This window comes from Streptomyces humicola, from assembly GCF_024436035.1.
Taxonomy (GTDB): Bacteria; Actinomycetota; Actinomycetes; order Streptomycetales; family Streptomycetaceae; genus Streptantibioticus_B; species Streptantibioticus_B humicola.
In genome coordinates this window covers 147,446-169,401 of the sequence record NZ_JANFNG010000005.1, presented here as the reverse complement: position 1 = coordinate 169,401, position 21,956 = coordinate 147,446, and the positions used below count along the sequence as shown (strand labels likewise).

The following is a 21,956-nucleotide window of genomic DNA, read 5'->3' as shown; positions in this document are numbered from 1 at the left end:
ACACGTGTTCCGCTACTCAGCACGAACCGGTGCCCGTGCCAGCCCTGGTCCGGCATCCCTACCCAAAGCCCCTGTGATCAGAAAGGATGGGCATGAAGGCGGCTCGATTCCACCAACGAGGCGACGTACGCATCGAGGACGTCCCGGAACCGTCCATACGACCGGGCGCCGTGAAGATCAAGATCGAGTGGTGCGGCATCTGCGGAACCGACTTGCACGAGTACCTGCACGGCCCGATTTTCTGTCCGACGCCCCACGAGCCGCATCCGCTGACCCAGGAGACCTCCCCGGTCGTCCTGGGCCACGAGTTCGTCGGGACACTCGTCGAGCTGGGGGCCGACGTCAAAGGCCTCAACCTTGGCGAGCGCGTCACCGTGGAACCCAGGATCGTGTGCGGGACGTGCCCCCCGTGTACGGCTGGCCACCACAACAGCTGTCAGCAGGCCGCGACCATCGGGTTGGCAGGCGGGGGCGGCGGCCTGGCCGAGTACGTCGTCGTCGACCGCCATCTGGTGTACTCCCTGGGGGATCTGCCGAGCCAAGTCGGTGCGCTGGTCGAGCCGCTTTCCGTCGCGCACCATGCCGTCGGCAGGGCAGGGATGGCCCCGGGTGACAACGCGGTTGTATTCGGCGCCGGTCCGATCGGGCTATTGATCACCGCCGTGCTCAAGGCGACCGGCGCTGCTCACGTCACCGTCGTCGAACCGTCCGCAGCACGTCGGCAACGAGCGCTCGGTGCGGGAGCTGACGTCATCCTTGACCCCCGTAATGAGAACGTGGACGAGCGCATCCAAGAGCTGACCGGCGGCACCGGGGCCGACGTCGCCTTTGAGTGCGCCGGGGCCAATGCCGCGCTGGCCAGCTGCGTCAACGCCGTCAAAGCGCGGGGCACGGTCGTCAACGTCGCCATCTGGGGGCACCCCGCGACTCTCGACATGCTCCCCATCGTCCTCAAGGAGGTGCGACTGGTAGGCACCATCTGCTACGCCGGTGACCACCAGCCAGTTATCGACCTCCTACGCAAAGGCAAGCTGTCGGTCGAGCAGTTCATCACCAAGCGCATCGACTTGGACGACTTGATTGCGGAAGGCTTCCAAGCCCTCGTCGACGGCACCGGAGACCAGGTGAAGATCCTGGTGCGGCCGCGATGACGACGCTGCCAGAACCGGTGCTCACGCCGCCTTTGCCACCGCGTGGAAGGCCCGGCGTGCTCACCACCTTTGGCCACTAACTCTCGCCGAGCACCACCTGGAGGGAACGATGGACCTGCGCAGACAGGGGCCGGTCGCCCGTATCACGTTCGGCCGGCCGGAGAAGCTGCATGCGATGGACGCCGCCGGGTGGAGATCCTTGGCCGCTCTGTTGCAGGAGGCGGGTGCCGACCGACAGGTTCGGGCGGTTGTGCTGCACGGTTCGCCGCGGGCGTTTTGTGCTGGCAATGACATCGGCGAGTTCTTCCGGCTGGCCACCCCGCAGGAGGCTCGGGAGTACTTCCTCGGCTTCGTGCTGCCGGCGATGGAGGCCATTGTGAACTGCGAGGTGCCGGTGATCAGTGCGGTTCGCGGCCGGGCCGTCGGCGGCGGTACGGAGATCGTGCTCGTCAGTGACCTCGCCATCGCGGGCACGAAGGCGGCCTTCCGGCTACCGGAGGCCCGGATCGGGGTCTGGCCCACTGTGTTCGCGGCCGCCGCTCCCTACACTCTGGCGCACAAGCCGGCCGGTCTGCTGGCCCTGACCGCTCAGGAACTCGATTCCCACACGGCGCTGCGGTGTGGGTTGGTGCATCAGGTCGTCGACGACGACCTGGTCGGCGATGCCGCGCACGCCCTGGCAGCCACCATCGCCGAGGGCAGCCGGGACGCGATCCGCCGCACCAAGCGCTTCACCACTGCCCGACTGCGTACCGACGGGATGGCCGCCGTCCGAGACGCGCTGACCGAGCTGTCCGACGAGACGCTCGGCAGTCCCGACGCGGTGGAAGGTACCCGCGCCTTCCGTGAGAAGCGCACCCCCGCCTTCGCCGTCACCACCACGTCCGACTGATCCCCATTGATTCTGATCTCCAGGAGCTGCTTGTGCCCCATACCCTCCCCCTTCCGGTTCCCGGCGGTGGGACCGAGCCGTACACCCTCGGCGTCCCGGGGGAGTTCGCCCCGCCAGCGTCCGGCTTCCACAGCCGCATTGCCTACGCGGCGGCGCATGTGGTCGCCGATCCGTACGCGGAGAACACCCCTGGGTCGCCTGCTGTCCTGGATTGGGAGCGCACCCTCGCCTTCCGGCACGAGCTGTGGCGATGGGGCTTCGGCGTCGCTGAGGCCATGGACACCGCCCAGCGTGGAATGGGCCTGGACTGGCCCACCGCTGCGGAGTTGATCCGGCGCTCCGCGGCCGAGGCCCGCTCGGTCGGCGGCAGGATCGTCGCCGGTGTCGCCACCGACCAGCTGACCGCGCCGGCCCCGACGCTTGACCAGGTGACGGTCGCCTACCTCGAGCAGCTGTCCGTTGCCGAGGACGCCGCCGCAACACCGGTGATCATGGCCAGCCGCGCACTGCACGGCAAACGTTTACCTCCACTCTTGCACGCTCATTTTGTTTTGCGGCAAACGTTGTCCGGATTCAACGAAGAGGGTGGCCAGTATGACAGAAGACCGGTTCGATCTCGTCGTCGTCGGAGGCGGAGCGTCTGGGCTCGCCACGGCAAACCGCGCCGTCGATCTCGGTGCGCGGGTGCTGGTGCTTGAGAAAGCGGTGCAGGTCGGAGGCTCCGCTGCGCTGTCGGCGGGCATCCTTTGGACAGCGCCGGATCTCGAGGTCCTGCGGCGCATTCAGCCGGACGGCGATCCCGTGCTCGGCCCGCTGGTGGTCGAAGGCTATGAGCAGGCCGTCGCGGATGTACGCGACGCGGGCGTCTCGGTGAGTCAGGAGTGGACAGACCATCTGGAATGGGGGCGGGCCTGCAAGATCGACGTGAAGGCTCTGTTCGAGGTCTGGGCCTCCAAGGTCGTCGCCTCGGGCGGAGCGGTGCGCACGCAGGTGTCCGACGTGACCTTGACTCGGCGCGATGGGCGCATCTCGGGCATGGGGTACGTCCAGGCAGGGCAGCGAGCGCAGATTGAGTCGGACGCCGTGGTGCTGGCAACGGGCGGATTCCAGGGTGACCCCGAACTCAAGCAGACCTTCATCGGCTTCGGTGCGGACAGCATAGGCGTGCGTAGCAATCCGGAATCCGTCGGTGACGGATTCCGCCTCGGCGCCTCGGTGGGCGCGGCGGCCAGCCGGCATCTGTCGGCCTTCTATGGACACACGCTGCCGAGCCCGCTGCCGGTCGATCCCGAGGTCTTCCTGCGGTTGACGCTCTACTTCTCGGCGTACGGCATCCTGGTCAACCGCGAGGGACGTCGATTCACCGACGAGTCCCTCGGCGATGAGGTCTCCAACCAGCGGCTGCTGCGGCAGACCGCGCACCGCGGCGTGCTTATCTGGGACGACTCGGTGCAGCGGGAACGGGCGCTCGCCGCGCCGTATCCGAGCGGGATCGTCCTAGACCGATACGCGGAGGGCGCGAAGCTCGGAGCCCGTGCGGCTGAGGCGGCGACCTTGGAAGAACTCGTCGGCATCGTCGCTGGCTGGGGCGTGGATCAGGCGGCGCTTGCGCAGACGCTGGAGGGCTACCGGTTGGCCGCCTCGGGCGGCGGGACTGCAGCGCTCGACGCGCCGCTGCCGGAGCGTCCCAGTCCGCTGGCGTCGGCGCCGTTTCAGGCGCTTGAGGTGCAGCCGTGCATCACGATCCCGTTCGGTGGGCTTCGCGTCGACGGCGACGCCCGTGTGCTCGACCGGGACAACCGGACCATCCCCGGCCTGTTCTCCGTGGGAGCCGACGCCGGCGGCGCGCAGGACCTGCGTTACGTCGGCGGCATCGTCTTCGGGCTGGTTTTCGGCCGCCGTGCCGCCGATGCAGCGGTCGGAGCCCGGGACCTGGGTGCTCTGCGATGACCGCGACTGCGACCGCCGCGGTCCGCGCAGTCGAATGGCACGGTGCAGGCATGCTCCGGCTGAGCGAGCGGCACTGCCCGCAGCCGGGCGCCGGCCAGTTGCTCGTCGAGGTCTCCGCGATCGGTATCTGCGGGACCGACCTCGGACAGTGGCGCGGCAACGACGGCAGGACCCGCCCGGGAGTGGTGATCGGTCACGAATTCGGCGGCGTCGTCACCGGCGTCGGCCCGGGCGCGTCCGGCTGGCGACCGGGAGATCTCGTCGCGGTAGACCCGAACGTCAGCTGCGGAACGTGCGAGCACTGCCGATCAGGCGAACGGGCGTCGTGCGCGCAGCGCCAACTGCTGGGTTTCGAGCGGGACGGGGGAATGCAGACCAGCGTCGTCATGCCATCGACTCAGGCGATCCGGGTGGGAGCGGGCACAGACCCGCGGGCGCTCGCACTTGTCGAGCCCGTCGCCGTCGCCATTCGAGCCTGCCGGCGAGCGGGCGTCTCGCATGGCCGACGAGTCGGGGTGATCGGCGGCGGCCCGATCGGGGCGGCCTGCGCGCGGGTGGTCCTCGAGGCCGGCGCGCAGCCCGTTGTCATCGAACGCGACGATGCGCGGCGACAGGCTCTGCTCGAGCTCGGCGCCGAGCTCGAATCGCCGGCAGACGCTGACACCGCGCCGTGGGACCTGGGTATCGACACTGTCGGCTCCTTGCAGACGGCCGAGCTCGCGTTCGCACGGCTGAGGCGTGGCGGCACGCTGTGCACGGTCGGGCTGGCTTCGAGCGGGTCGCTCCCGGCCTCCTCGACGCTCGTGCGTCGGGAGCTGACGGCCCGCGGCTCATTCTGCTATTCGACCGCTGAACTGCACGAAGCGGCGCTTCTCGTGGCCGCGCACGGACTCGCCACAATTCCCACGGAACTCGTGACTGATCTCGATCGGGCGCCCGAGGTGCTGCGCGCGCTCGCATCCGGCGTTCTGCCCCCCGGCAAGGTTCTGATCCTGCCCTGAACATCACTGTCCGCTTTGACACCTCCGGTCAATCTGAATCTGCGACGAAGGAGACTTCAGTGACTTCGACCATGACATCCACTCCAACCCTCGCGCGCAGAGCGACACCGCGGCGCGCGGCCATCGCAAGCTGGGCAGGCGGCACCCTCGAGTACTACGACAACTACGTGTACGCGCTGGCGTCGGCGCTCGTGTTCACGCGGGTGTTCTTCCCGAACTCTGGCCATCTCGGCACTGTCGCCTCACTCGCGACGTTCGCCGTCTCGTACCTCGCGCGGCCCATCGGTGCAGTCCTGCTGGGCCACTTCGGCGACCGGATCGGACGCAAGGCCGTCCTCGTGTTGATCCTCGTACTTATGGGCACGTTCAGCCTGCTGATCGGTTTTCTGCCCGGATACGCCCAGATCGGCGTGTGGGCGCCGATCCTGCTCGTCTTCCTCCGGATCATGCAAGGCATCTCGGTGGGTGGGGAGACCGCGGCGGCGACGACGTTGACCGTCGAGGTAGCGCAGGACAGCCGGCGGGGCTTCTACACCGCGTTCACCTCCAACGGCATCGTCTCGGGCTTCGTGCTGGCCACGGCCGTGTTTGTGCCGATCTCCAGCTTGGCGCAGGATCAACTCGACTCCTGGGGATGGCGGATCCCGTTCTGGCTGAGCATCGTGGTTACGATCGCCGGTCTCCTCATCCGGGTGAACCTCGGCGAGTCCGATGCGTTCGTGGAGGCGAAGCGGGACGACGATCTTACGAAGGTGCCGATCGTTGAAGCGGTCAAGTCCCACTGGGGCGCGATTGTGCGCGTGGTCGTCTGCTCCCTCGCATTCGCCGTCGACACGGTCATCAAGGTGTTCGCCCTTTCGCTCGCCACGAACGTCTACGGCATCTCACACACCACGATGCTGTGGGTGCTGCTCGTCAGCCACCTCGTCGCCCTGGGCACGCAGCCGCTGGTCGGCGCGTTGTCAGATCGCATCGGGCGCAGGCCGGTGTTCGTCGCGGGCAACCTCGGCTGCGCGGTCATGCTCTTCGCCTTCTTCGCTGCGATTCAGGCGAAGAACCTGCCGCTGATGTTCATCACGGGCGTCGTCTCGGTTGCCGGGGCGTATGCGTGCATTAACGCGAGCTACCCGTCGATGTTCGCGGAGATGTTCGCGTTGAAGGTGCGCCAGTCCGGCATGGCGCTCGGGCTGCAGGTCGGGCTGATCGCTGCCGGCTTCGCGCCGAGCGTGTACAGCGCCTTGACCGCCGGCGACCCCGGCAACTGGATGCCCGTCGCCGTCGTCTCCGCCGTGATCTGCGTGATCGCCGCCGGCGGCGTGCTGAACGCGAAGGAGACCGCGCGCACGCCGCTGGACGAGCTCGGCGCGCTCCGGCAAGCGGACGCGGGGACGCGTCCGGCCGCCAGCGAGGTCGAAGCAGGGAACGTATGAGCACCGAGAACGTCAGAGTCGGCATTGTCGGATGCGGCAACATCGCTGACAACCACTACCAGGCCTACCAGCAGATCCATGGCGTCGACATCGTCGCAGTGTGCGACGTCGACCTGGACCGTGCGCGAGCGTTCGCCGCCGAGCGTTGTATCCCTCACGCTGTCGCCTCGGTCGCAGAGCTCGTCGAGCTCGATCTCAACGCGATCAGTGTCTGCACGCCGCACCCGACCCACGAGGCTGTGGTAACCGCCGCTGCCCGCGCGAAGGTGAACGTGCTGTGCGAAAAGCCCATCGCCGCCGATGTCGCAGCGGCCGAGCGGATGGTCGCCGCCGCGCGAGAGGCGGGGATCACCCTCGGCGTGGTGTTCCAGCGCCGGTACTGGCCAAGCATGCAGCGCCTGCGCCGGGCGATCGACGACGGCCGTTTCGGGCTCCCCATGCTCGCCCACTGCCAGGTCCTGCTCCACCGAGGATCCGAGTACTACGGCGCTGCACCCTGGCGTGGCACCTGGGTCGCGGATGGCGGCGGCGTGCTGATGACCCAGGCGATCCACAACATCGACCTCCTGCAATGGTTCCTCGGCGATCCCGTCGAGGTGAGCGCGAAGGCTGGCACCTTCGTCCACCGAGGCATCATCGAAGTCGAGGACACGGCCGCCGCGCTCGTCACCTTCGCGTCGGGTGCGATCGCCACCGTGACTGCGACGGTGGCGGCCCGCCCGAATCTCGGGACTCGACTGACCGTCACCAGCGACCGCGGCGCAACGGTCGTGCTCACCGAGTACCCCGAGGGCGCCGATGCGCTCGAAGAGGTCTGGACGGTCCGCGGCGAGCAAGCGCTCACGCCGTCACTGGCCGGTGCCCTCCAGCCGGACATGCCGGTCAGCGAGGTCAACGCCCGTCTCCTGCGGCTGCACAGGCGGCACGTCGCGGACTTCATCGACGCGCTGCGCACCGGCCGGGAACCGTTCGTCACCGGCGAGGAGGCGCTGAAATCGCTGCGCATCGTGCAGGCGGTCTACCAGTCCACCAGAACCGGCCTTCCGGTCGCCATCGGCGAGTGCTCCGTCAATCCCGCATTCCGGCACCTCGACGCCGCCGCCCAGGAGACCCTCGCGTGAGCCTGCCCGAGCTGAGCCTCAACCAGGCAACGACGCGACCGTACGCACTGCCGGAGACCGCCGCGGCGCTTGTCGAGTCGGGCATCGGCTGGATCGGACTGTGGGTCGACCCCATACAGGAACTCGGTGTCGGGCCGACTCGTGCGCTCCTCGCGGAGAGCGGATTGTCGGTCAGCTCACTGTGCCGCGTCGGCTTCGTCGCCGACAAGCAGGGCGCCGACCTGCGAACCGCACTCGACGACACCCGCCGCGCCCTCGAACTCGCCCACGAACTCGGCGCGCTTCAGCTCACGTTCATGGCTGGAGCCTTGCCCGCATGGGACCGTGATCTCCGCGCAGCCGAGCACCGTGTTCGCGACGCGCTGGAGAAACTGGCCCCAGAGGCGCAATCGGCAGGAGTCCGCCTCGCGCTTGAACCGCTGCACCCCTTGTTCGTCAACAGCCGCAGCGCGGTGACCACAGTCGCACAGGCGCTGCGCGTCATCGAACCGCTCCCACACGATGCCGTCGGCCTGCTCGTCGACGCCTACGCCGTCTCCTGGGATTCGGAGCTTCGTACATCTCTGCAGGCGGCAGGGCCCCGAATCGCCGGGTTCCAGGTCAGCGACTTCGCACTCCCGCTTCCGTTGCCGGAGAACATGAACGGCCGTCTCCTGCCCGGCGACGGCGAACTCGACCTCGCCCGCCTCACCGCGGACGTCGTGGACGCCGGCTACCTCGGCCCCGTGGAGGTCGAGGTGTTCAACGACGCGGTGTGGGCGCTGCCCCTCAAGGAGATAGTGACGCGCACCCGATCCGGATTCGACGCCGCCGTCACACACCGACTCACACTCGCGCAGAAGAAGGAGACCGGCGCATGATCACCGCCAGCACGGTGCGCATCCCCTCAGCCGAAGGGACCCGAACGATCACCCTGGCCGAACCAGCCGCCCTGCAGACCGCATTCGCCCCAACGTCCAGCCGCATCGCCTTCGCAGCGGGCCACGTCGTGCCCGATGCGCGCACCGCGAGCGCCGGCGCCGCGACCAGGATCGACTGGGAACAGACCCTGCGCGTGCGGCACCGGCTGTGGGAGCTCGGACTCGGCGTCGCCGAGAGCATGGACACCGCCCAACGCGGCATGGGACTGGGCGCCGTCGCAGCCCTCGAACTCGGCAAGCGGACGTTGACGGAAGCAGCCGCCGTCGGCGGACGCGTCGTCGTCGGCATCACCACCGACCAACTCCCGCCAGGTCCAGCACCGCTGACGGCGATCGCACAGGCCTATCTCGAACAGCTCGACGTCATCGAGTCGATGGGCGGATCCGTCGTCCTCATGGCCAGCCGCAACCTCGCGCATTCCGCAAAGCACGCACAGGAGTACGTGACCGTGTACGACACGGTCCTTCAAGCAGCGACCCGCCCGGTCATCCTGCATTGGCTCGGTGCGATGTTCGACCCCGAGCTGGAGGGCTACTGGGGCAGCGCCGACCTCGATATCGCGGTGGGCACCGTGCTCGAGTTGATCGGACGGCACGCGGAGTCGGTCGCCGGCATCAAGGTCTCGTTGCTGGACGCAGAACGGGAGATCGCGCTGCGCCGCCGGCTGCCCGACGGCGTCCGGCTCTTCACCGGCGATGACTTCAACTACGCCGAGTTGATAGCGGGCGACAGCCAGGGCCACTCCGACGCGCTGCTCGGCGCGTTCGCCGCGATACCACGCTTCGCCTCCGCGGCCCTGGCAAGGTTGGACGCAGGCGACGAGGCGGGCTTCCGCTCGATCCTCGACCCGACCGTGCCCCTGAGCCGGCGCATCTTCAAGGCACCGACGCAGTACTACAAGGCGGGGGTCGCTTGGCTGAGCTTCCTCTCCGGTGCGCAGGAGCAGTTCAGGATGCTCCGGGGTTTCGAGAGTGGGCGCAGCGTCCTGCACCTGTCCGATGTCTTCGCCGAGGCGATCTCGATCGGCCTGTTCGAAGACCCGCAGGCGGCAGCGGATCGGGCCTCGCGGTACTTCACGGGACTGGGGTTCTAAATGCATGCATTGCGTTGTCTCGTCATCGGTGCTGCCTCGGGGATCGGCCAGTCGACCGCGGCGAGGCTCCTCGCCGACGGCCTGCACGTGGTCGCCGCGGACCTGCCGTCCGCGACCTGGGACACTGACAAGGACGGATGCCTGGCCATCGACGTCGGCGACGAGGACTCGGTTCGCGTCGCCCTCGAACGCGCCGAAGCGCTCACCAGCGGCATCGACGCGGTCGTCAACTGTGCCGGGCTTCTCGGGCCGGTACAACCGGCCGCGGAGCACTCCGTCGCCGACTTCGAGCGCATCCTGCGCGTCAATCTCACCGGCGCCTTCATCGTCTCGCGCGCGGCACTGCCGCCCATGGCCTCCCGGGGCTACGGTCGGCTCGTCCATTTCGCCTCGACGGCCGGCAAGGAGGGCGTCGCAGGGATGACCGCCTACTCGGCGAGCAAGGCGGGCGTGATGGGGCTCGTCAAGGCGCTCGCGAAGGAGTACGCCGACTCCGGCGTCACCGTCAACGCCATCGCGCCGGGCAAGATCGCCACGCCCCTCACCGCAGGACTTCCCCCCACCGAAGAGGAACTCGCCCGCATCCCGCTGCGTCGCTACGGCACCCCGCAGGAGGCAGCGGCGCTGGTGCGGTGGATCATCTCGCGCGAGTCGTCCTACACCACCGGCTCCGTCTTCGATCTCTCCGGAGGGAGGGCCAGCTATTAACGGTAGTTTTGACGGCGGAACGTGTCGGCGCTATCACTGTTTGTAGCGGTGAGTCATGGCCGGTCGTCTACCGGTGTCCGCCAGCTCGGGTTCCGCTGGAACACTACGCCACTTGCTTCGACGACTTGTTCGGCACGCTGGCCCAGCGCAGGCTCTTTCGGGAGTGCCTGACGAGGTTGTCGCGCTGCGGGATCGAAACAAGACACTGACATGTCTGGCAGGCGCCGAACCGGTCGTCGGAGCACAACACCGGGCGGTGCAGCGGCTGCAGTTCTTCTTGTCCGAGTCATGTTGGGACGACGAACGCATCAACGCCCGACGTCTGGAGCTGTTGATGGCAGACCCGGCGACCGCACCGCACGAGGGCGGTGTGCTGGTCATCGATGACTCCGGTGACCGCAAGGACGGTAAAGCGACCGCGCATGTGGGCCGCCGGTGGCTGGGCCGCTACGGCAAGACGATCTCCTCCAGGGTGAGCCCAGATTCCATCCCGCCCATGATGGCTTTCGTCCGCCTCATCGCCAGGGTCGGTCAGATGCCGGCCATGGTCGGGCGTCGGTGCTGCGCCTGCACAGCGGCTGCAGGGAGGACAGACATAACGAAGCGCATAGGGTCAGCCGCAACGTCCGTGGAGCCACGCGACCGCAAGGCGCCGGGCGGCCAGCAGTACGGCCGCGGTGGATTCCTCCGGGCAGGCAGCACTTCTCCGCGAGCCACCGCTCAGCTCACCTCATTACGTAGCCTACTAATTGCATGCGCGGTATGTTGTCGTGTGTACGGTGTTGGGTTGCACGGGAGTGCTCAGCTGTCACGGAGGAGGGAAACGATGACCGCCACGCACGTCGCCGCGACCGGCCTTGTCCACGGCTGGTATGCCCTCTCCCTCTTGCATGGCCGGATCGAGGCGCACATTGAGCGCGCCCTGCAGAGTGGGCATGACCTCAGTGTGCGGGAGTACTCCCTGCTCGATGTCCTCAGCCATCAGCACGGCGGTGAGGGCGGTCACCTGCGCATGAACCAGGTCGCCGACGCGGTGGTGCTCAGTCAGAGTGCGACCACTCGGCTCGTCACGCGTCTGGAGGATCGCGGGCTGCTGACCCGCTACCTGTGCGTGACCGACCGCCGGGGTATCTACACGGACGTCACCGAGGCCGGGCTCGCCCTGCTCGCCGCGGCGCGTCCCACCCATGATGCGGCACTGCGCGAGGCCCTTGACCGTGCCAGTCAAGATCCCCGGCTGACGCCTCTCGTGGACGCTGTCGAGACGCTGGACGGTCCCGCGGCTTCCTGACGCCGCCTCGGCCGGCAGGCCGGGTATCTCGGGCCCGCCGCGGTGGGGTTGAGCCTTCGCCTCGCGGGTCGGGCTGCTTTGCGAGGAGCCGCCCGACGTCCATTGCGCCGGACGCCGGAAGCACCTCCCTCTGCCGGGGCCGTCCCGCAAGGGTTCCGGCGGTGCCCCTGAGCTGCGACGGTGCTGGGCTACGCGGGTGCTTGGGTCTGGCTGGGGACCCTGCTGAGGTGGCGGTCGATGGTGGGGCGGGTGACGCCGAACTCGTCGGCGATCTGCTGGATGGTGTAGTCGACGGAGTCGTACATCTCCCGGGCGAGCTGCACCACCTGGCGGGGTCCGAGCTTGAGCTTCTGGCCGCCGGTGCGGCCCCGGGGGCGGGGGTCCCTGGTCCGCTCAGGTCTTCGTATATCACGAACGAGCGTTATCGGACGATCCGGGGAGTGTTGCGTGGCTCTCGCGGCCAGCGTGGCTCGGGGTCGCGTCAGCCGACGGGCGCGGGGAGTGTCGCGGCGAGGACTTGCTCGGCCAACTCAGTCATGTGCTGGGCCGGGTCGGCGCTTCCCAAGGCGGTCGCCAGGACTTGCGCACCGTCGAGGATGATCACGAGCTTGCTGGCGGTGTCCTCTGCTTCCGTGGCGCCGGCTTCGCGTAGTTGGTCGCACATCCACGCATGTACGTCGGCCTTGTGGGCGACGGCGGCGACGTGGGCGGGATGGTCCGTGTCGGGGAACTCGCTGGTGATGTTCAGGGTCGCGCAGCCCCGGAAGCCCGGGGTGGCCATCTCCTGGGTGGTGAAGTCGAACAGCATCCGGATCCTGGCGCGGGCGTCGGGCGCGGCGGCAGTGGCCTCGCGCAGGCGCTCCCACCAGTGTTCGTTGCGGTCGACGAGGTAGGCGGTGACCAGCTCGTCTTTGGTCGCGAAGTGGCGGTAGAGCGTGGCGTTGGCCACCCCAGCCGTGCCGATCACCAGGTCCATGCCCACCGCGCGGACGCCGCGCGCGTAGAACAAGTCCCCGGCGACCTCCAAGTCCAGCGAGACCGCCATCGACACCCCGCTGGACATGGTCCACTACGGCATGACCAAGACCGCCCTGCTCTCGGTTGCCAAGGGCCTGGCCACGGCCGCCGCCGGCACCGGCGTCACCGTCAACTCCGTCCTGCCCGGCCCCACCCACACCGAGGGCATTGAGGAGTACATCACCGCCATGTTCCCCCAGGCCGAGTCCTTCGACGCCGCCCAGCGCGAGTTCATGTCCCGGGTGAAGCCCACCTCGCTGCTCAAGCGGCTGATCGAGCCCGCAGAGGTCGCCAACCTCATCCTCTACACCAGCTCCGACCTGGCCTCCGCCACCACCGGTGCTGCCCTCAAGGTCGAGGGTGGCACCATCACCTCGCTCCTGCCCTGACCATTCCGGGCCCTCGCGCGGCAGCCTGTCGTCGCCCGCATGCCGCTACGGAGATCACAATGCCCGTCATGCATAGCGGCTGGGCCAAGAGGGGGGTGTCACGAATCCATTCGTGACACCCCCTCGGGATGCCGTGCTTCGGCGGTGGACAGTCAGGTAGGGCGAATGCCGCTGGCGGTCACCGTGACCGAGGAGGCATGCCGCCTGCGGTTCTTTCCTCAGTGCGCGGCGCAGGTCAGGCACCACGCCTGCCCGTTCTGCTGCTCGGGCTGGCAGCGCCGCACGGCGCCTTCGCGGGCGTAGTGGAGCTGGCGCCGCAGGGAGTGAAGGGACTCGCCTTGTTCAGCTGCCGCGCGATCTTCCGCCTGTAGCTCTCGTCCGACAGGGACTTACTACGAGGAGCGTTCCCCAAGTCCGGTCCGCTGCACGGCCTCCCCTCCGGCCGCGAGACGTGGCCCCGGGCGCCGGGAACCCGCTGTGGCGAGTCCTGCCCGGGATGCTCTTCCTTCGGACTTCAAGAGCTCATCTAGCCCGCGCTTGCAAGTATGTGGCGCTTGCAATTATTGTCGAAGCTCGTTAGGCGCTCGCTCAAGCAACACGGAAGGGTTGAGCCCATGCCTCTCGCGCTTCTCGCACTCGCCATCGGTGCCTTCGGCATCGGAACCACGGAATTTGTCGTCATGGGGCTGCTGCCCCAGGTTGCTGCGGACTTCCACGTCACCATCCCCACCGCCGGACTGCTGGTCACCGGCTACGCCCTCGGCGTCCTGTTTGGCGCGCCGCTGATGACCGCACTCGGCACGAAGATCCCCCGCAAGCGGATGCTGATGCTGCTGATGGGCCTATTCGTCCTCGGCAACCTGCTGTCCGCGCTCGCCCCCAGCTTCGGGCTGATGCTGGTCGGACGCATCGTCACCTCGCTCGCGCACGGCGCCTTCTTCGGCATCGGGTCGGTCGTCGCCGCCGAGCTGGTCGCCCCGGAGAAGAAGGCCGGCGCCATCGCCACCATGTTCACAGGCCTGACCGTCGCTAACGTCGTGGGCGTCCCGCTCGGCACCTACATCGGCCAGGCCGCCGGCTGGCGCACCACCTTCGCCCTCGTCGCCGGCCTCGGCGTGGTCGGCCTGCTCGGCATAGCCAAGCTCGTCCCCGCCCTTCCCCGCCCCGAAGGCCTCCACCTGCGGCACGAGCTCGCCGCCCTGCGCAACCCGCAGGTTCTGCTCGCCATGGCGATGACCGTGCTCGGCTTCGGCGGCGTCTTCGCCGCGATCACCTACATCGCCCCGATGATGACCCACGTCGCGGGCTTCTCTGACAGCGCGGTGACCTGGCTGCTGGTCCTGTTCGGCGTCGGCATGGTCATCGGCAACCTCGTCGGCGGCAGGTTCGCCGACCGTACGCTGATGCCGATGCTCTACACCACGCTCGGCGGACTGGCCGTGGTGCTGGGCGTGTTCACCCTCACCGCACACAGTGAGATGCTCGCGGCGATCACCGTCCTGCTGGTCGGCGCGCTCGGCTTCGCCACCGTGCCGCCGCTGCAGAAGCGCGTTCTCGACCAGGCCCACGGTGCCCCCACCCTGGCCTCCGCCGTCAACATCGGCGCCTTCAACCTCGGCAACGCTCTGTCCGCGTGGCTCGGCGGCCTCGTCATCGCCGTCGGCTTCGGCTACACCTCCCCGAACTGGGTCGGCGCACTCCTGGCCGCCTCCGCCCTCGGGCTCGCCTTGTGGTCCGCAGCCCTGGAACGCCGCGACCAGCGCACCGCCGTGAATGCTGCCCCCGGCCTGGTGCACAGCGAGCTCAACAGCCGCTGAGCCGCCCTCCGCCCCTGGCAGCCTCTCTTCCCTCACCTGTCCACCACCTGGCTTGGGGGTCACCGTGAACGCCCACACCCCGCTCACCACCAGCGACGCCGAGGCCCTGATCGATGATCGATTCGGCGCTCGCTCCGAATCGGGCGACAGTGATCCCACACTGCTGGCGGTCCCGGTCCCGGTCCCGGCGGCGACGACCGCGCTGGCCGACCGTGTCGGGTGCCGCCAGCTGTGCTCAATTCGCGATGGGGAGGTCCTGTTCGGCCCAGATGGTCTTGCCGTGCCGGGTGTGCCGAGTGCCCCACCGCTGGGTGAACTGGGCGACCAGGAGCAGGCCGCGTCCGCCCTCATCGAAGACACGGGCTCGACGCAGGTGCGGGGCCGTGCTGCTGCCGTCGGAAACCTCGCAGATAAGGCTGCGGTTGTGGATCAACCGCAGCTGGATCGGAGGCTGACCGTAGCGGATGGCGTTCGTGACCAGCTCGCTGACCACCAGTTCGGTGGTGAACGCAGCCTCCTCCAGTCCCCATGCAGCCAACTGGTCGGAGGCGCACTCCCGCATCCGACCGACGACCGCAGGGTCGGATGGGACATCCCACGTGGCAACCTGGTCCGCCCCCAGGGCGTGGGTACGGACGAGAAGCAATGCGATGTCGTCGTTTGCGCGGGCAGGGAGTAGCGCGTTGAGTGTGGTGTCACAGATGGCATCCAGGGATGGAGCCGGTTGAGCGAGTGTGTGGCACAGGACGTCGAGACTCTCATCGATGGTGCGCTCGCGGCTACCGATCAAACCGTCGGTGTAGAGGGCCAGCAGGCTGTCCTCGGGCAGTGCGACCTCAGCGGTTTCGAAGGGGAGGCCGCCCAGGCCGAGAGGGGGGCCGGCGGGGAGGTCGAGGATTTCCGCGCCGCGGTCCGGGGTGACCACGGCGGGTAGGGGGTGGCCTGCGCGGGCGAGAGTGCATCGACGGGAGACCGGGTCGTAGACGGCGTAGAGGCAGGTCGCGCCGATGGCTCCCGTGGTTTCGGTGTCAGCCCCGATGGTGGCTTCGGTCGACAGTCGGATGACGATGTCGTCCAGGTGGGTGAGCAGTTCGTCGGGTGGGAGGTCGATGTCGGCCAAGGTGCGGACCGCGGTGCGCAGTCGGCCCATGGTGACGGACGCCTGGAGCCCATGACCGACCACGTCACCGACGATGAGGGCGACGCGGGCACCGGAGAGCGGGATGACATCGAACCAGTCGCCACCCACGTCGGCTTGGGCGCTTGCGGGCAGGTATCGAGAGGCGATCTCAAGCGCCGCCTGCTCCGTCAGCCCCTGTGGCAGCAGGCTGCGTTGGAGCGTCACCGCGGTGGTGCGCTCTCGCGTGTAGCGGCGAGCATTGTCGATGCAGACAGCAGCGCGGGTGACGAGCTCTTGGGCGAGGAGCAGGTCGTCGTCCTCGAAGGGTGTCGGTGTTGCGGAGCGGTAGAAGCTGGCCACGCCCAGCACGACTCCACGGGCAGTCACGGGAACCGCGATGAGGGAGTGGACTCCTTGCTGGAGGATCAGCTCGGCGCGGGCGGGGTCTTGGGCCGACCAGCCGCCTGCGGCCTTCAAGTCCGGCTCCAGCGCTGGCCATCCACTGACAAGGCACCTGGCCTGTGGTGTGGTGGGGGCGAAGCTGACCAGCTCATGCTCTGCGTAGAAGGGACATCCCTCTTGGATGCCGCGCACCGCGGTGCGGCGCATCGGTGCGCTGGCGGCGACAGGCTCCTCGCCGCGGAACACGGGGTCGTGCAGGTCGACGGTGACAAAGTCGGCGAAGGCGGGGACCGCGGTCTCGGCGAGTTCTCCGGCGGTTCGGGGGACGTCCAACGTGGTGCCGATGCGGAGGCTGGCTTCCCACAGCAACTGCAGGCGGTTCCGTGCCTCGACGGCGAACTTCCCCACGCTCGACTCGCCGACCATCAGTGGAAAGCGGTGAATCAGTGCTCTGGTCGTATCCGCATGCAAGATCTCTTCGACGCCTCCCGGCGGACAGGCCGTCTCGCCTGTCGTAGCTCCGGCCCGGCTCGAAGCGGCCTCGGGAGCTTGGCCCTGCTCGGGAAGGGCATGCCTCCAAGGGAGGATCACGGCGCCCTGCGCCGGGGAAGCAGCGACAGAGTCGTGGGCCTGCGGGGGGCCGTCAGGAAGGAACATCTCGACGACGACGCCCTCGAACGGATCCGACACCGGCTGAGCCACGAGTGTGCCCTGCCGACCGTGGGAAAGGGGCACTTCGATGACAGCCTTGCGGCCTGCGGCGATCATTCTCGCGGCCATCTCCTGCAGGAGGTCTTGGTCCCTGGAGTCCACAGCGCTGCCTGGCGGCACACGGAAATCGTCCGGATCCACCCTCACGGGGATCCCAGGTATCCCGGGGTGCTGTCTGGCATGCAGGTATGCCTGGAGCAATGCCTGCTCGCGCTGCGAGCTCTGCTCCAGCAGACGCCCTTCGACAGCGCGGGCCGCTTTATGCACCAGTGAGGCCATCGCCGGGTTCATCTTGGTGTGCGAACAAGAATAGTCGAGGACGCCGACGATGCGTCCGCTAAGAGGGTCTGTGATGGGCACAGACACGCATGCCTCTGCGTGCAGGTTTCCCACGAAATGCTCGTGGCCGAAGACGTGACAGGGGCGCCTTTCCACCAGGGCCATTCCGATGGCATTGGTGCCGACGAATCGTTCGGCGAGACTGAAGCCGGCGGCAGTTTGGAGTGCCTCGAGATATCCGGTCAGCGGGCGTTCACCGACCAGGCGCCGGAGCACCCGGCCCTGTGCGTCGGCGAGGGCCACGCTTGCCCAGGTCCCGGCGATTCTGGCTCCCAGCCGGTCGAGCACCGGGTCGGCCGCGCATACCAGGGCACTGTCCAGTTCGAGATCCTCCTCGTAGGGGACATCCAAGCGATCTGGGGAGAGCCCCAGGTCCTGGCACCGCCGCCACGAGGACAGGATCGCGCCGCGCGGGCCTCCTTCGACAGGCTTGCCCGCCAAGACGCGTTCACGGCTGCTGGCGGTGAGCCAGCCGTCCTCCATGTGATCACTTCCCTCGGCCGGGGCGGCGTCTTCAAGGGCCAACGCCATCGAACCAATAATCATAGTATTAGGTGTATTTAGCTTTATGAATGCTTAAATATTTAACATAGAGTATATATATGTAGTGCCCTTGGGGCGCGAGGTCCACGACGGATCCGGTGACCGAGCTATCGCGGAGCACCTGGACTCTCCATTCCCGCGGGACCGCGAAGGCGATCAGGTCATGAACGGCGAGAAACGGAGGGGGTGGTACAACTCCAGTGCGTTGCCGGTCAGGCTCACGCGACGATGCGGCACAACTTCCCCGTCAGCACCTCCCGTGCACCTGGGTCCCAGGGTGAATCTGCGGATCGCGCGGAAAGGCCGGTAGGCGCGCTGCGGACGACAGCGGCGGCGGACGACCCCCGGGTATGGTGCCTTGTCCAGGGCGACGTGAACCCCTGACTGAAACTGGTAACTCGGGCCCGCCGGCCTTCTACGTGCCGGAGGCAGCCGGACTCGAGACCTGGCTGGTCAGCGCTCGGGACGTCGAGCACCTGCCGGGTCGGCCCAAGAGACCGACAAGCTCGACGTGGTGTGGCTGTGCAAGGTCGCCGAGCGGCAGATGATCCGTCCGAGTTTCGTGCTGCCCGCTCCCGGCCAGTTCGCCGGCGGTACGCGACCGTGACCGCGCCGACAGCCGCATCGCTGCGCGGGAGGAAGGCCAAGTGGGCCCAGGTCAAGGCCAATAAGGCGCGCGCTGCCGCGGACCTCGCTGCGGTCTGTGCCTCGCATACGCGTCCCTGGCAGCGTTCCGACTTCAGCTCCGGCGGTATCGTCGCCGTCCGTACCCACCGCACGTGCACGGACGTAGGCGTCCGTGCCCTTACAGCCGGTTTGATGCACCACCACTCGTCCAGCCGCGGAGCCCTGTTGCCAGCCCGACGCCGCGGAGCGCTGATCGTTGAGCGCGGAGCGCTCGTGGTCGTCACCGGAGACTTCTTCGACGCGGTGCCAGCCGGGTCGGGCGTGTATCTGCTCAAGAGCGTCGTCCACGCCTGGGACGGCAACCGGTGACCACGATCTTCGGCTACGTGCGGGCGTGATCCCGCCCGAGGGCCGGCTGCTGGTCGTCGAGCCGGTGCTGCCGCAGAGCGTCGACGGGTCGCTGCCTCGCTGATGTACCTCGGCGCCCTTACACGCTGGTCAACGTCGGTGGTCGCGAGCGGACCGAGGCCTGGCCGTCGCGGCTGGCTCGTACCGCTCCCACAGCGAGGCGTGCGCCAGGCGCAGCGGCACGCGGCGCCGCGCGGCCTCGCGTCCGCCGCCCACGCCGCGGCCCGCCTACTCGGCTCCGAGCTGTCCACCGCGGCCACCACGTCAGCCATCGCGCCGCAGCCCTCCACTCGCTGGGATCCTCAGTCCACCGCGCGCCGGCCACCCGCACCAGGGGCCGTCTGGTCCGGTCTCTGTGGGCCGTCACATAGCCCGCTCCATGCCCGAGCAGGGGGAAGCCAGAAGGTGCACCTGCGTCGGCGGCCGCATCCGGTCGCCGACGCAGGCCCAGCCGGATCAATCCAGGCCCATACCGCGGCGGCCGGTGTCGTTGAGTTCGTCGAGGCCGAAGCGGTCTGCCCAGGCGCGTTCGTAGTGCTCCTCGGGGAAGTCGCTGGGGCTGGAGCCGGTGACGAAGGCTTCGCGGACGTTGGCCGCGTACTGCTCGTTGCGGCGGCACCAGGGAGCGGCTGGGATGTACATGACGTTGCCCCAGCCCTTCTGGGCGGTGACCGGTGCGACGCTGTGGATCATGTCGCAGTGCCACCAGACCGAGTCGCCGGCCTTGACGTCGGGGATGCCGGTGAGGGCTTCCAGGAGCAGCGGGTGCCACTTCGTGCTGGCCGGGAAGACCTGGTTGGTGGTGACGCCGCACATGTCGTCTTCGGGGACGTCGGGCAGCAGCGGGCGGAGCATCAGGTAGGCCATGGCCTCAGGGATGGGCACCGTGTGCAGGACGCCCTGGTCGTGGTCCATGTCGGACAGGGCGGTCCAGCCTTGGAAGGTGCGGAAGGCCGAGCACATGGTGGAGCCGGGGTACTGCGGGCCGGTGGTCCGGTAGGCGGCGTCCCACGGGTCGTAGTGCTCGATGCTTCCGTCGAAGAGGTGGCGGAAGGCTTGCTGGTTCTCTCGGGTCATCCACAAATCGAGCGTGCCGGGGTCGCAGTGCGTGCCCAGGCCACCGGAGTTGGTGCCGGGCGGGCGGCGTCGAATGCGGTCCGGGTACATAGCATCGCGCTCCGGGTCGAACCACTGAACCCCCTCGGACTGGTGCTTCCACAGCGAGTTGAGGAACGACTGGACCCGCGCCATCCGGTCGCTTTGTCGGGCCTCCATTTGGGCATGGGACCAGTAGATGGGGTAGATCTCCGGCTTGGAGCCGACACTGCCGAAGAAGTCATCACCGGGACCGGTATAGCTTTCGAAGAACTTGTTCCGCTCGACGTAGTCGACGATGTCCGCGTCCCACCCGAGAGCCTGCTCGCGCTCGAAGTGGCCGCGCACGACCAGGCAGCCGCGCCGCTTGAGCTTGTCGAGCTGCTCGGCGGCCACCGTGCCGGCCTCGATGTCCGCGTAATCGATGACCGGCCAGACCTCCTCGCCGCGCTTGTTGTCCGCGTTGATCTCGGCGATGCGGGCCGCGATCTGCTTCTCCACCACGGCGAAGACCTCTTCGACACTGCGGCCGGATGCCTCGATCCGGGCGCGCAGCGCCGCCTTGATCCGGCGGATCGCCACAGGCAGGTCCTCTGGGACGCTCTGCCACTGCGGCAGAGAGGGGAGAGCTTGCTGGTCGGTTGTGGTGGACATGAGACACCCGCTTTGGTCAGGACTCCTGATTTATTCGTAACCGTAACCAGTGCCTCAGTCTTTAGGCAAGACTCCTGACTAAACTGGTGGCATGCCAGTGGAGAAGCCCTCCCTCGACCTGCTGCGCTCGATCACCGACGAGCACGTGCTGCGTGCGCTCATGGAGCACGGTCGGCTGACCCGGGCGGACATCGCGGCCCGGACCGGTATTTCCAAGCCGACGATCTACGACAGCGTGCGGCGCCTCGCAGAAGCCGGAGTGCTGGCGGACACCGGGGAGCGGACCACTGGCCGGGGCCGGGTCGGCTTCTACTACTCTCTTGCCCCGGACACCGGGGCCGCGCTGGTGGCGAGCATCAGCCCCCGCGGCCTGGTGGCCGAGGCGGTGAACGCCTTCGGGGAGCTCGTCGCCCGCGAAGAGACCGTGTTGGGCAGGTCCGCCAGCCAGGAGGAGGTGGCGCAGGCGCTCGCCCGCGCGGCCGGAACCCTGCGCGCACATATCCCGGGCGGGCTTCGGATCGCCGTGATCAGCGCGGCCGACCCGGTCGACCGCGGGACGGGCAGGCTCGTGCAGCTGCCAGATGCGCCGTTCCTGGTAGGCGACCTGCACCCGGTCGCGATTCTTGAGCCCCTCATCGCCGGACAGGTGCTCGTGGACAACGACGTCAACTGGGCCGCCCGTGCTGAACGCGGTAGCGGGTGCGCTGTCGGCATCGACGACTTCGTGTACGTGCACCTGGGCGAGGGCCTGGGCTGCGCGGTGGTCAACGATGGCAGGGTCCGGCGGGGGCATCGCGGTCTGGCCGGCGAGATCGCCCACCTGCACACCGCGGGCCCGGACGGCACCGCGATGCCACTGACCGAGGTGTTCGCCACACTGGGACTGCGCCGACAGGAGTCCACCGCCATCGACGTCGAAGCGCTGCGCGCGGTGACAAGCGGAGCCGACGAGGCCGCGGCCCGCACCCGCACCATCCTGGCCCGCGCGGTGTGCGGCGTCCTGGCAGCCGCCGTCGCCCTCGCCGACCCCCAACTCGTAGTGATCGGAGGCACATGGGGCGCCGACCCCGCCATGATCGAGACGATCCGCGAGCAGTTCGCGCGGAGCCCGCGCCACGTGCCGATCGCCACAGCGCTGGTCCAGGCGCCCGAACTCGCCGGCGCCCGCGCTCGGGCCGCGGACGAACTGCGCTCCGCCATCATCACCACTGCGCGCTCAGGCCACGCCCGCTGACGCAAAGGACCTGTCCCTCTACCGGCCTCTGCTGCCCTCAGC

At 68.4% G+C, this 21,956-nt stretch carries 19 protein-coding genes and 2 pseudogenes; 17 read left to right on the top strand and 4 right to left on the bottom strand.

Going from position 1 to position 21,956, the window contains the following annotated elements; all coding sequences use genetic code 11:
- The first annotated feature begins 92 nt into the window (after nt 1-92).
- From NGB36_RS09830 to NGB36_RS09775, 12 genes and pseudogenes are all read left to right on the top strand, one after another.
- On the top strand, nt 93-1,151 hold the full coding sequence (locus tag NGB36_RS09830; RefSeq protein ID WP_255919783.1) for a 2,3-butanediol dehydrogenase: 1,059 nt from the start codon (nt 93-95) through the stop codon (nt 1,149-1,151).
- Nucleotides 1,152-1,260: 109 nt separating this feature from the next.
- Entirely contained in the window at nt 1,261-2,043 is a 783-nt protein-coding gene (locus NGB36_RS09825) for an enoyl-CoA hydratase/isomerase family protein (RefSeq protein WP_255919782.1), read from the top strand.
- Between the two features lie 32 nt (nt 2,044-2,075).
- A pseudogene (locus tag NGB36_RS09820) lies at nt 2,076-2,552 on the top strand (DUF993 family protein); the annotation flags it as partial.
- Nucleotides 2,553-2,637: 85 nt separating this feature from the next.
- On the top strand, nt 2,638-3,993 hold the full coding sequence (locus NGB36_RS09815) for an FAD-dependent oxidoreductase (protein ID WP_255919873.1): 1,356 nt from the start codon (nt 2,638-2,640) through the stop codon (nt 3,991-3,993).
- Nucleotides 3,990-4,994 (top strand): zinc-dependent alcohol dehydrogenase, encoded by a 1,005-nt coding sequence (locus tag NGB36_RS09810; protein WP_255919781.1) that lies wholly within the window; start codon nt 3,990-3,992, stop codon nt 4,992-4,994. The genes NGB36_RS09815 and NGB36_RS09810 overlap by 4 nt, the downstream gene beginning before the upstream one ends.
- Nucleotides 4,995-5,065: 71 nt before the next feature.
- A complete protein-coding gene (locus NGB36_RS09805; protein ID WP_255919780.1) occupies nt 5,066-6,424 on the top strand; it encodes an MFS transporter in 1,359 nt (452 codons plus the stop codon).
- Nucleotides 6,421-7,545: a Gfo/Idh/MocA family protein gene (locus NGB36_RS09800; RefSeq protein ID WP_255919779.1), complete on the top strand. Its 1,125-nt coding sequence runs from the start codon at nt 6,421-6,423 to the stop codon at nt 7,543-7,545. Before NGB36_RS09805 ends, NGB36_RS09800 begins: the two co-directional genes overlap by 4 nt.
- A complete protein-coding gene (locus tag NGB36_RS09795; RefSeq protein WP_255919778.1) occupies nt 7,542-8,405 on the top strand; it encodes a sugar phosphate isomerase/epimerase family protein in 864 nt (287 codons plus the stop codon). Before NGB36_RS09800 ends, NGB36_RS09795 begins: the two co-directional genes overlap by 4 nt.
- Nucleotides 8,402-9,559, top strand: coding sequence for a DUF993 family protein (locus NGB36_RS09790; RefSeq protein WP_255919777.1), 1,158 nt, complete (start codon nt 8,402-8,404; stop codon nt 9,557-9,559). Before NGB36_RS09795 ends, NGB36_RS09790 begins: the two co-directional genes overlap by 4 nt.
- The gene (locus NGB36_RS09785; RefSeq protein ID WP_255919776.1) at nt 9,560-10,267 is read left to right on the top strand and encodes an SDR family NAD(P)-dependent oxidoreductase; all 708 of its coding nucleotides are present in this window, start codon (nt 9,560-9,562) and stop codon (nt 10,265-10,267) included.
- Between the two features lie 32 nt (nt 10,268-10,299).
- Nucleotides 10,300-10,727 (top strand): annotated as a pseudogene (locus NGB36_RS09780) (transposase); the annotation flags it as partial.
- 366 nt (nt 10,728-11,093) lie between these two features.
- Entirely contained in the window at nt 11,094-11,558 is a 465-nt protein-coding gene (locus NGB36_RS09775) for a MarR family winged helix-turn-helix transcriptional regulator (protein WP_255919872.1), read from the top strand.
- Nucleotides 11,559-11,746: 188 nt separating this feature from the next.
- Here the strand turns inward: NGB36_RS09775 and NGB36_RS09770 are convergent, their stop codons facing one another.
- Nucleotides 11,747-11,965 (bottom strand): helix-turn-helix domain-containing protein, encoded by a 219-nt coding sequence (locus tag NGB36_RS09770; RefSeq protein ID WP_255919871.1) that lies wholly within the window; start codon nt 11,963-11,965, stop codon nt 11,747-11,749.
- Nucleotides 11,966-12,039: 74 nt separating this feature from the next.
- On the bottom strand, nt 12,040-12,621 hold the full coding sequence (locus NGB36_RS09765; protein ID WP_255919775.1) for a TetR/AcrR family transcriptional regulator: 582 nt from the start codon (nt 12,619-12,621) through the stop codon (nt 12,040-12,042).
- Between NGB36_RS09765 and NGB36_RS09760 the strand changes: the two genes are divergently transcribed.
- From NGB36_RS09760 to NGB36_RS09750, 3 genes are all read left to right on the top strand, one after another.
- On the top strand, nt 12,620-12,964 hold the full coding sequence (locus tag NGB36_RS09760; protein ID WP_255919774.1) for an SDR family oxidoreductase: 345 nt from the start codon (nt 12,620-12,622) through the stop codon (nt 12,962-12,964). The two genes, NGB36_RS09765 and NGB36_RS09760, sit on opposite strands and share 2 nt — an antisense overlap.
- 197 nt (nt 12,965-13,161) lie before the next feature.
- A complete protein-coding gene (locus tag NGB36_RS09755; RefSeq protein ID WP_255919773.1) occupies nt 13,162-13,335 on the top strand; it encodes a hypothetical protein in 174 nt (57 codons plus the stop codon).
- 243 nt (nt 13,336-13,578) lie between these two features.
- Nucleotides 13,579-14,781 (top strand): MFS transporter, encoded by a 1,203-nt coding sequence (locus NGB36_RS09750; RefSeq protein WP_255919772.1) that lies wholly within the window; start codon nt 13,579-13,581, stop codon nt 14,779-14,781.
- A 235-nt stretch (nt 14,782-15,016) separates the two neighbouring features.
- Here the strand turns inward: NGB36_RS09750 and NGB36_RS09745 are convergent, their stop codons facing one another.
- The gene (locus NGB36_RS09745) at nt 15,017-17,884 is read right to left on the bottom strand and encodes a SpoIIE family protein phosphatase (protein ID WP_255919771.1); all 2,868 of its coding nucleotides are present in this window, start codon (nt 17,882-17,884) and stop codon (nt 15,017-15,019) included.
- Nucleotides 17,885-18,499: 615 nt separating this feature from the next.
- Here NGB36_RS09745 and NGB36_RS09740 point away from each other — a divergent pair.
- The gene (locus NGB36_RS09740) at nt 18,500-18,892 is read left to right on the top strand and encodes a hypothetical protein (protein WP_255919770.1); all 393 of its coding nucleotides are present in this window, start codon (nt 18,500-18,502) and stop codon (nt 18,890-18,892) included.
- A 495-nt stretch (nt 18,893-19,387) separates the two neighbouring features.
- Here NGB36_RS09740 and NGB36_RS09730 read toward each other — a convergent pair whose 3' ends face one another.
- Nucleotides 19,388-20,680: a DUF1479 domain-containing protein gene (locus NGB36_RS09730; RefSeq protein WP_255919769.1), complete on the bottom strand. Its 1,293-nt coding sequence runs from the start codon at nt 20,678-20,680 to the stop codon at nt 19,388-19,390.
- 91 nt (nt 20,681-20,771) lie between these two features.
- Here NGB36_RS09730 and NGB36_RS09725 point away from each other — a divergent pair, with 91 nt between their 5' ends.
- Nucleotides 20,772-21,914 (top strand): ROK family transcriptional regulator, encoded by a 1,143-nt coding sequence (locus NGB36_RS09725; protein ID WP_255919768.1) that lies wholly within the window; start codon nt 20,772-20,774, stop codon nt 21,912-21,914.
- Nucleotides 21,915-21,956 lie beyond the last annotated feature (42 nt).

Coding starts and splice junctions, on each gene's coding strand:
- NGB36_RS09755 (WP_255919773.1), top strand. CDS start 13,162: ATGCCGCCTGCGGTTCTTTCCTCAGTGCGCGGCGCAGGTCAGGCACCA.
- NGB36_RS09800 (WP_255919779.1), top strand. CDS start 6,421: ATGAGCACCGAGAACGTCAGAGTCGGCATTGTCGGATGCGGCAACATC.
- NGB36_RS09805 (WP_255919780.1), top strand. CDS start 5,066: ATGACATCCACTCCAACCCTCGCGCGCAGAGCGACACCGCGGCGCGCG.
- NGB36_RS09725 (WP_255919768.1), top strand. CDS start 20,772: ATGCCAGTGGAGAAGCCCTCCCTCGACCTGCTGCGCTCGATCACCGAC.
- NGB36_RS09765 (WP_255919775.1), bottom strand. CDS start 12,621: ATGTCCAGCGGGGTGTCGATGGCGGTCTCGCTGGACTTGGAGGTCGCC.
- NGB36_RS09750 (WP_255919772.1), top strand. CDS start 13,579: ATGCCTCTCGCGCTTCTCGCACTCGCCATCGGTGCCTTCGGCATCGGA.
- NGB36_RS09760 (WP_255919774.1), top strand. CDS start 12,620: ATGGTCCACTACGGCATGACCAAGACCGCCCTGCTCTCGGTTGCCAAG.
- NGB36_RS09785 (WP_255919776.1), top strand. CDS start 9,560: ATGCATGCATTGCGTTGTCTCGTCATCGGTGCTGCCTCGGGGATCGGC.
- NGB36_RS09790 (WP_255919777.1), top strand. CDS start 8,402: ATGATCACCGCCAGCACGGTGCGCATCCCCTCAGCCGAAGGGACCCGA.
- NGB36_RS09745 (WP_255919771.1), bottom strand. CDS start 17,884: ATGGCGTTGGCCCTTGAAGACGCCGCCCCGGCCGAGGGAAGTGATCAC.
- NGB36_RS09830 (WP_255919783.1), top strand. CDS start 93: ATGAAGGCGGCTCGATTCCACCAACGAGGCGACGTACGCATCGAGGAC.
- NGB36_RS09775 (WP_255919872.1), top strand. CDS start 11,094: ATGACCGCCACGCACGTCGCCGCGACCGGCCTTGTCCACGGCTGGTAT.
- NGB36_RS09825 (WP_255919782.1), top strand. CDS start 1,261: ATGGACCTGCGCAGACAGGGGCCGGTCGCCCGTATCACGTTCGGCCGG.
- NGB36_RS09815 (WP_255919873.1), top strand. CDS start 2,638: ATGACAGAAGACCGGTTCGATCTCGTCGTCGTCGGAGGCGGAGCGTCT.
- NGB36_RS09730 (WP_255919769.1), bottom strand. CDS start 20,680: ATGTCCACCACAACCGACCAGCAAGCTCTCCCCTCTCTGCCGCAGTGG.
- NGB36_RS09810 (WP_255919781.1), top strand. CDS start 3,990: ATGACCGCGACTGCGACCGCCGCGGTCCGCGCAGTCGAATGGCACGGT.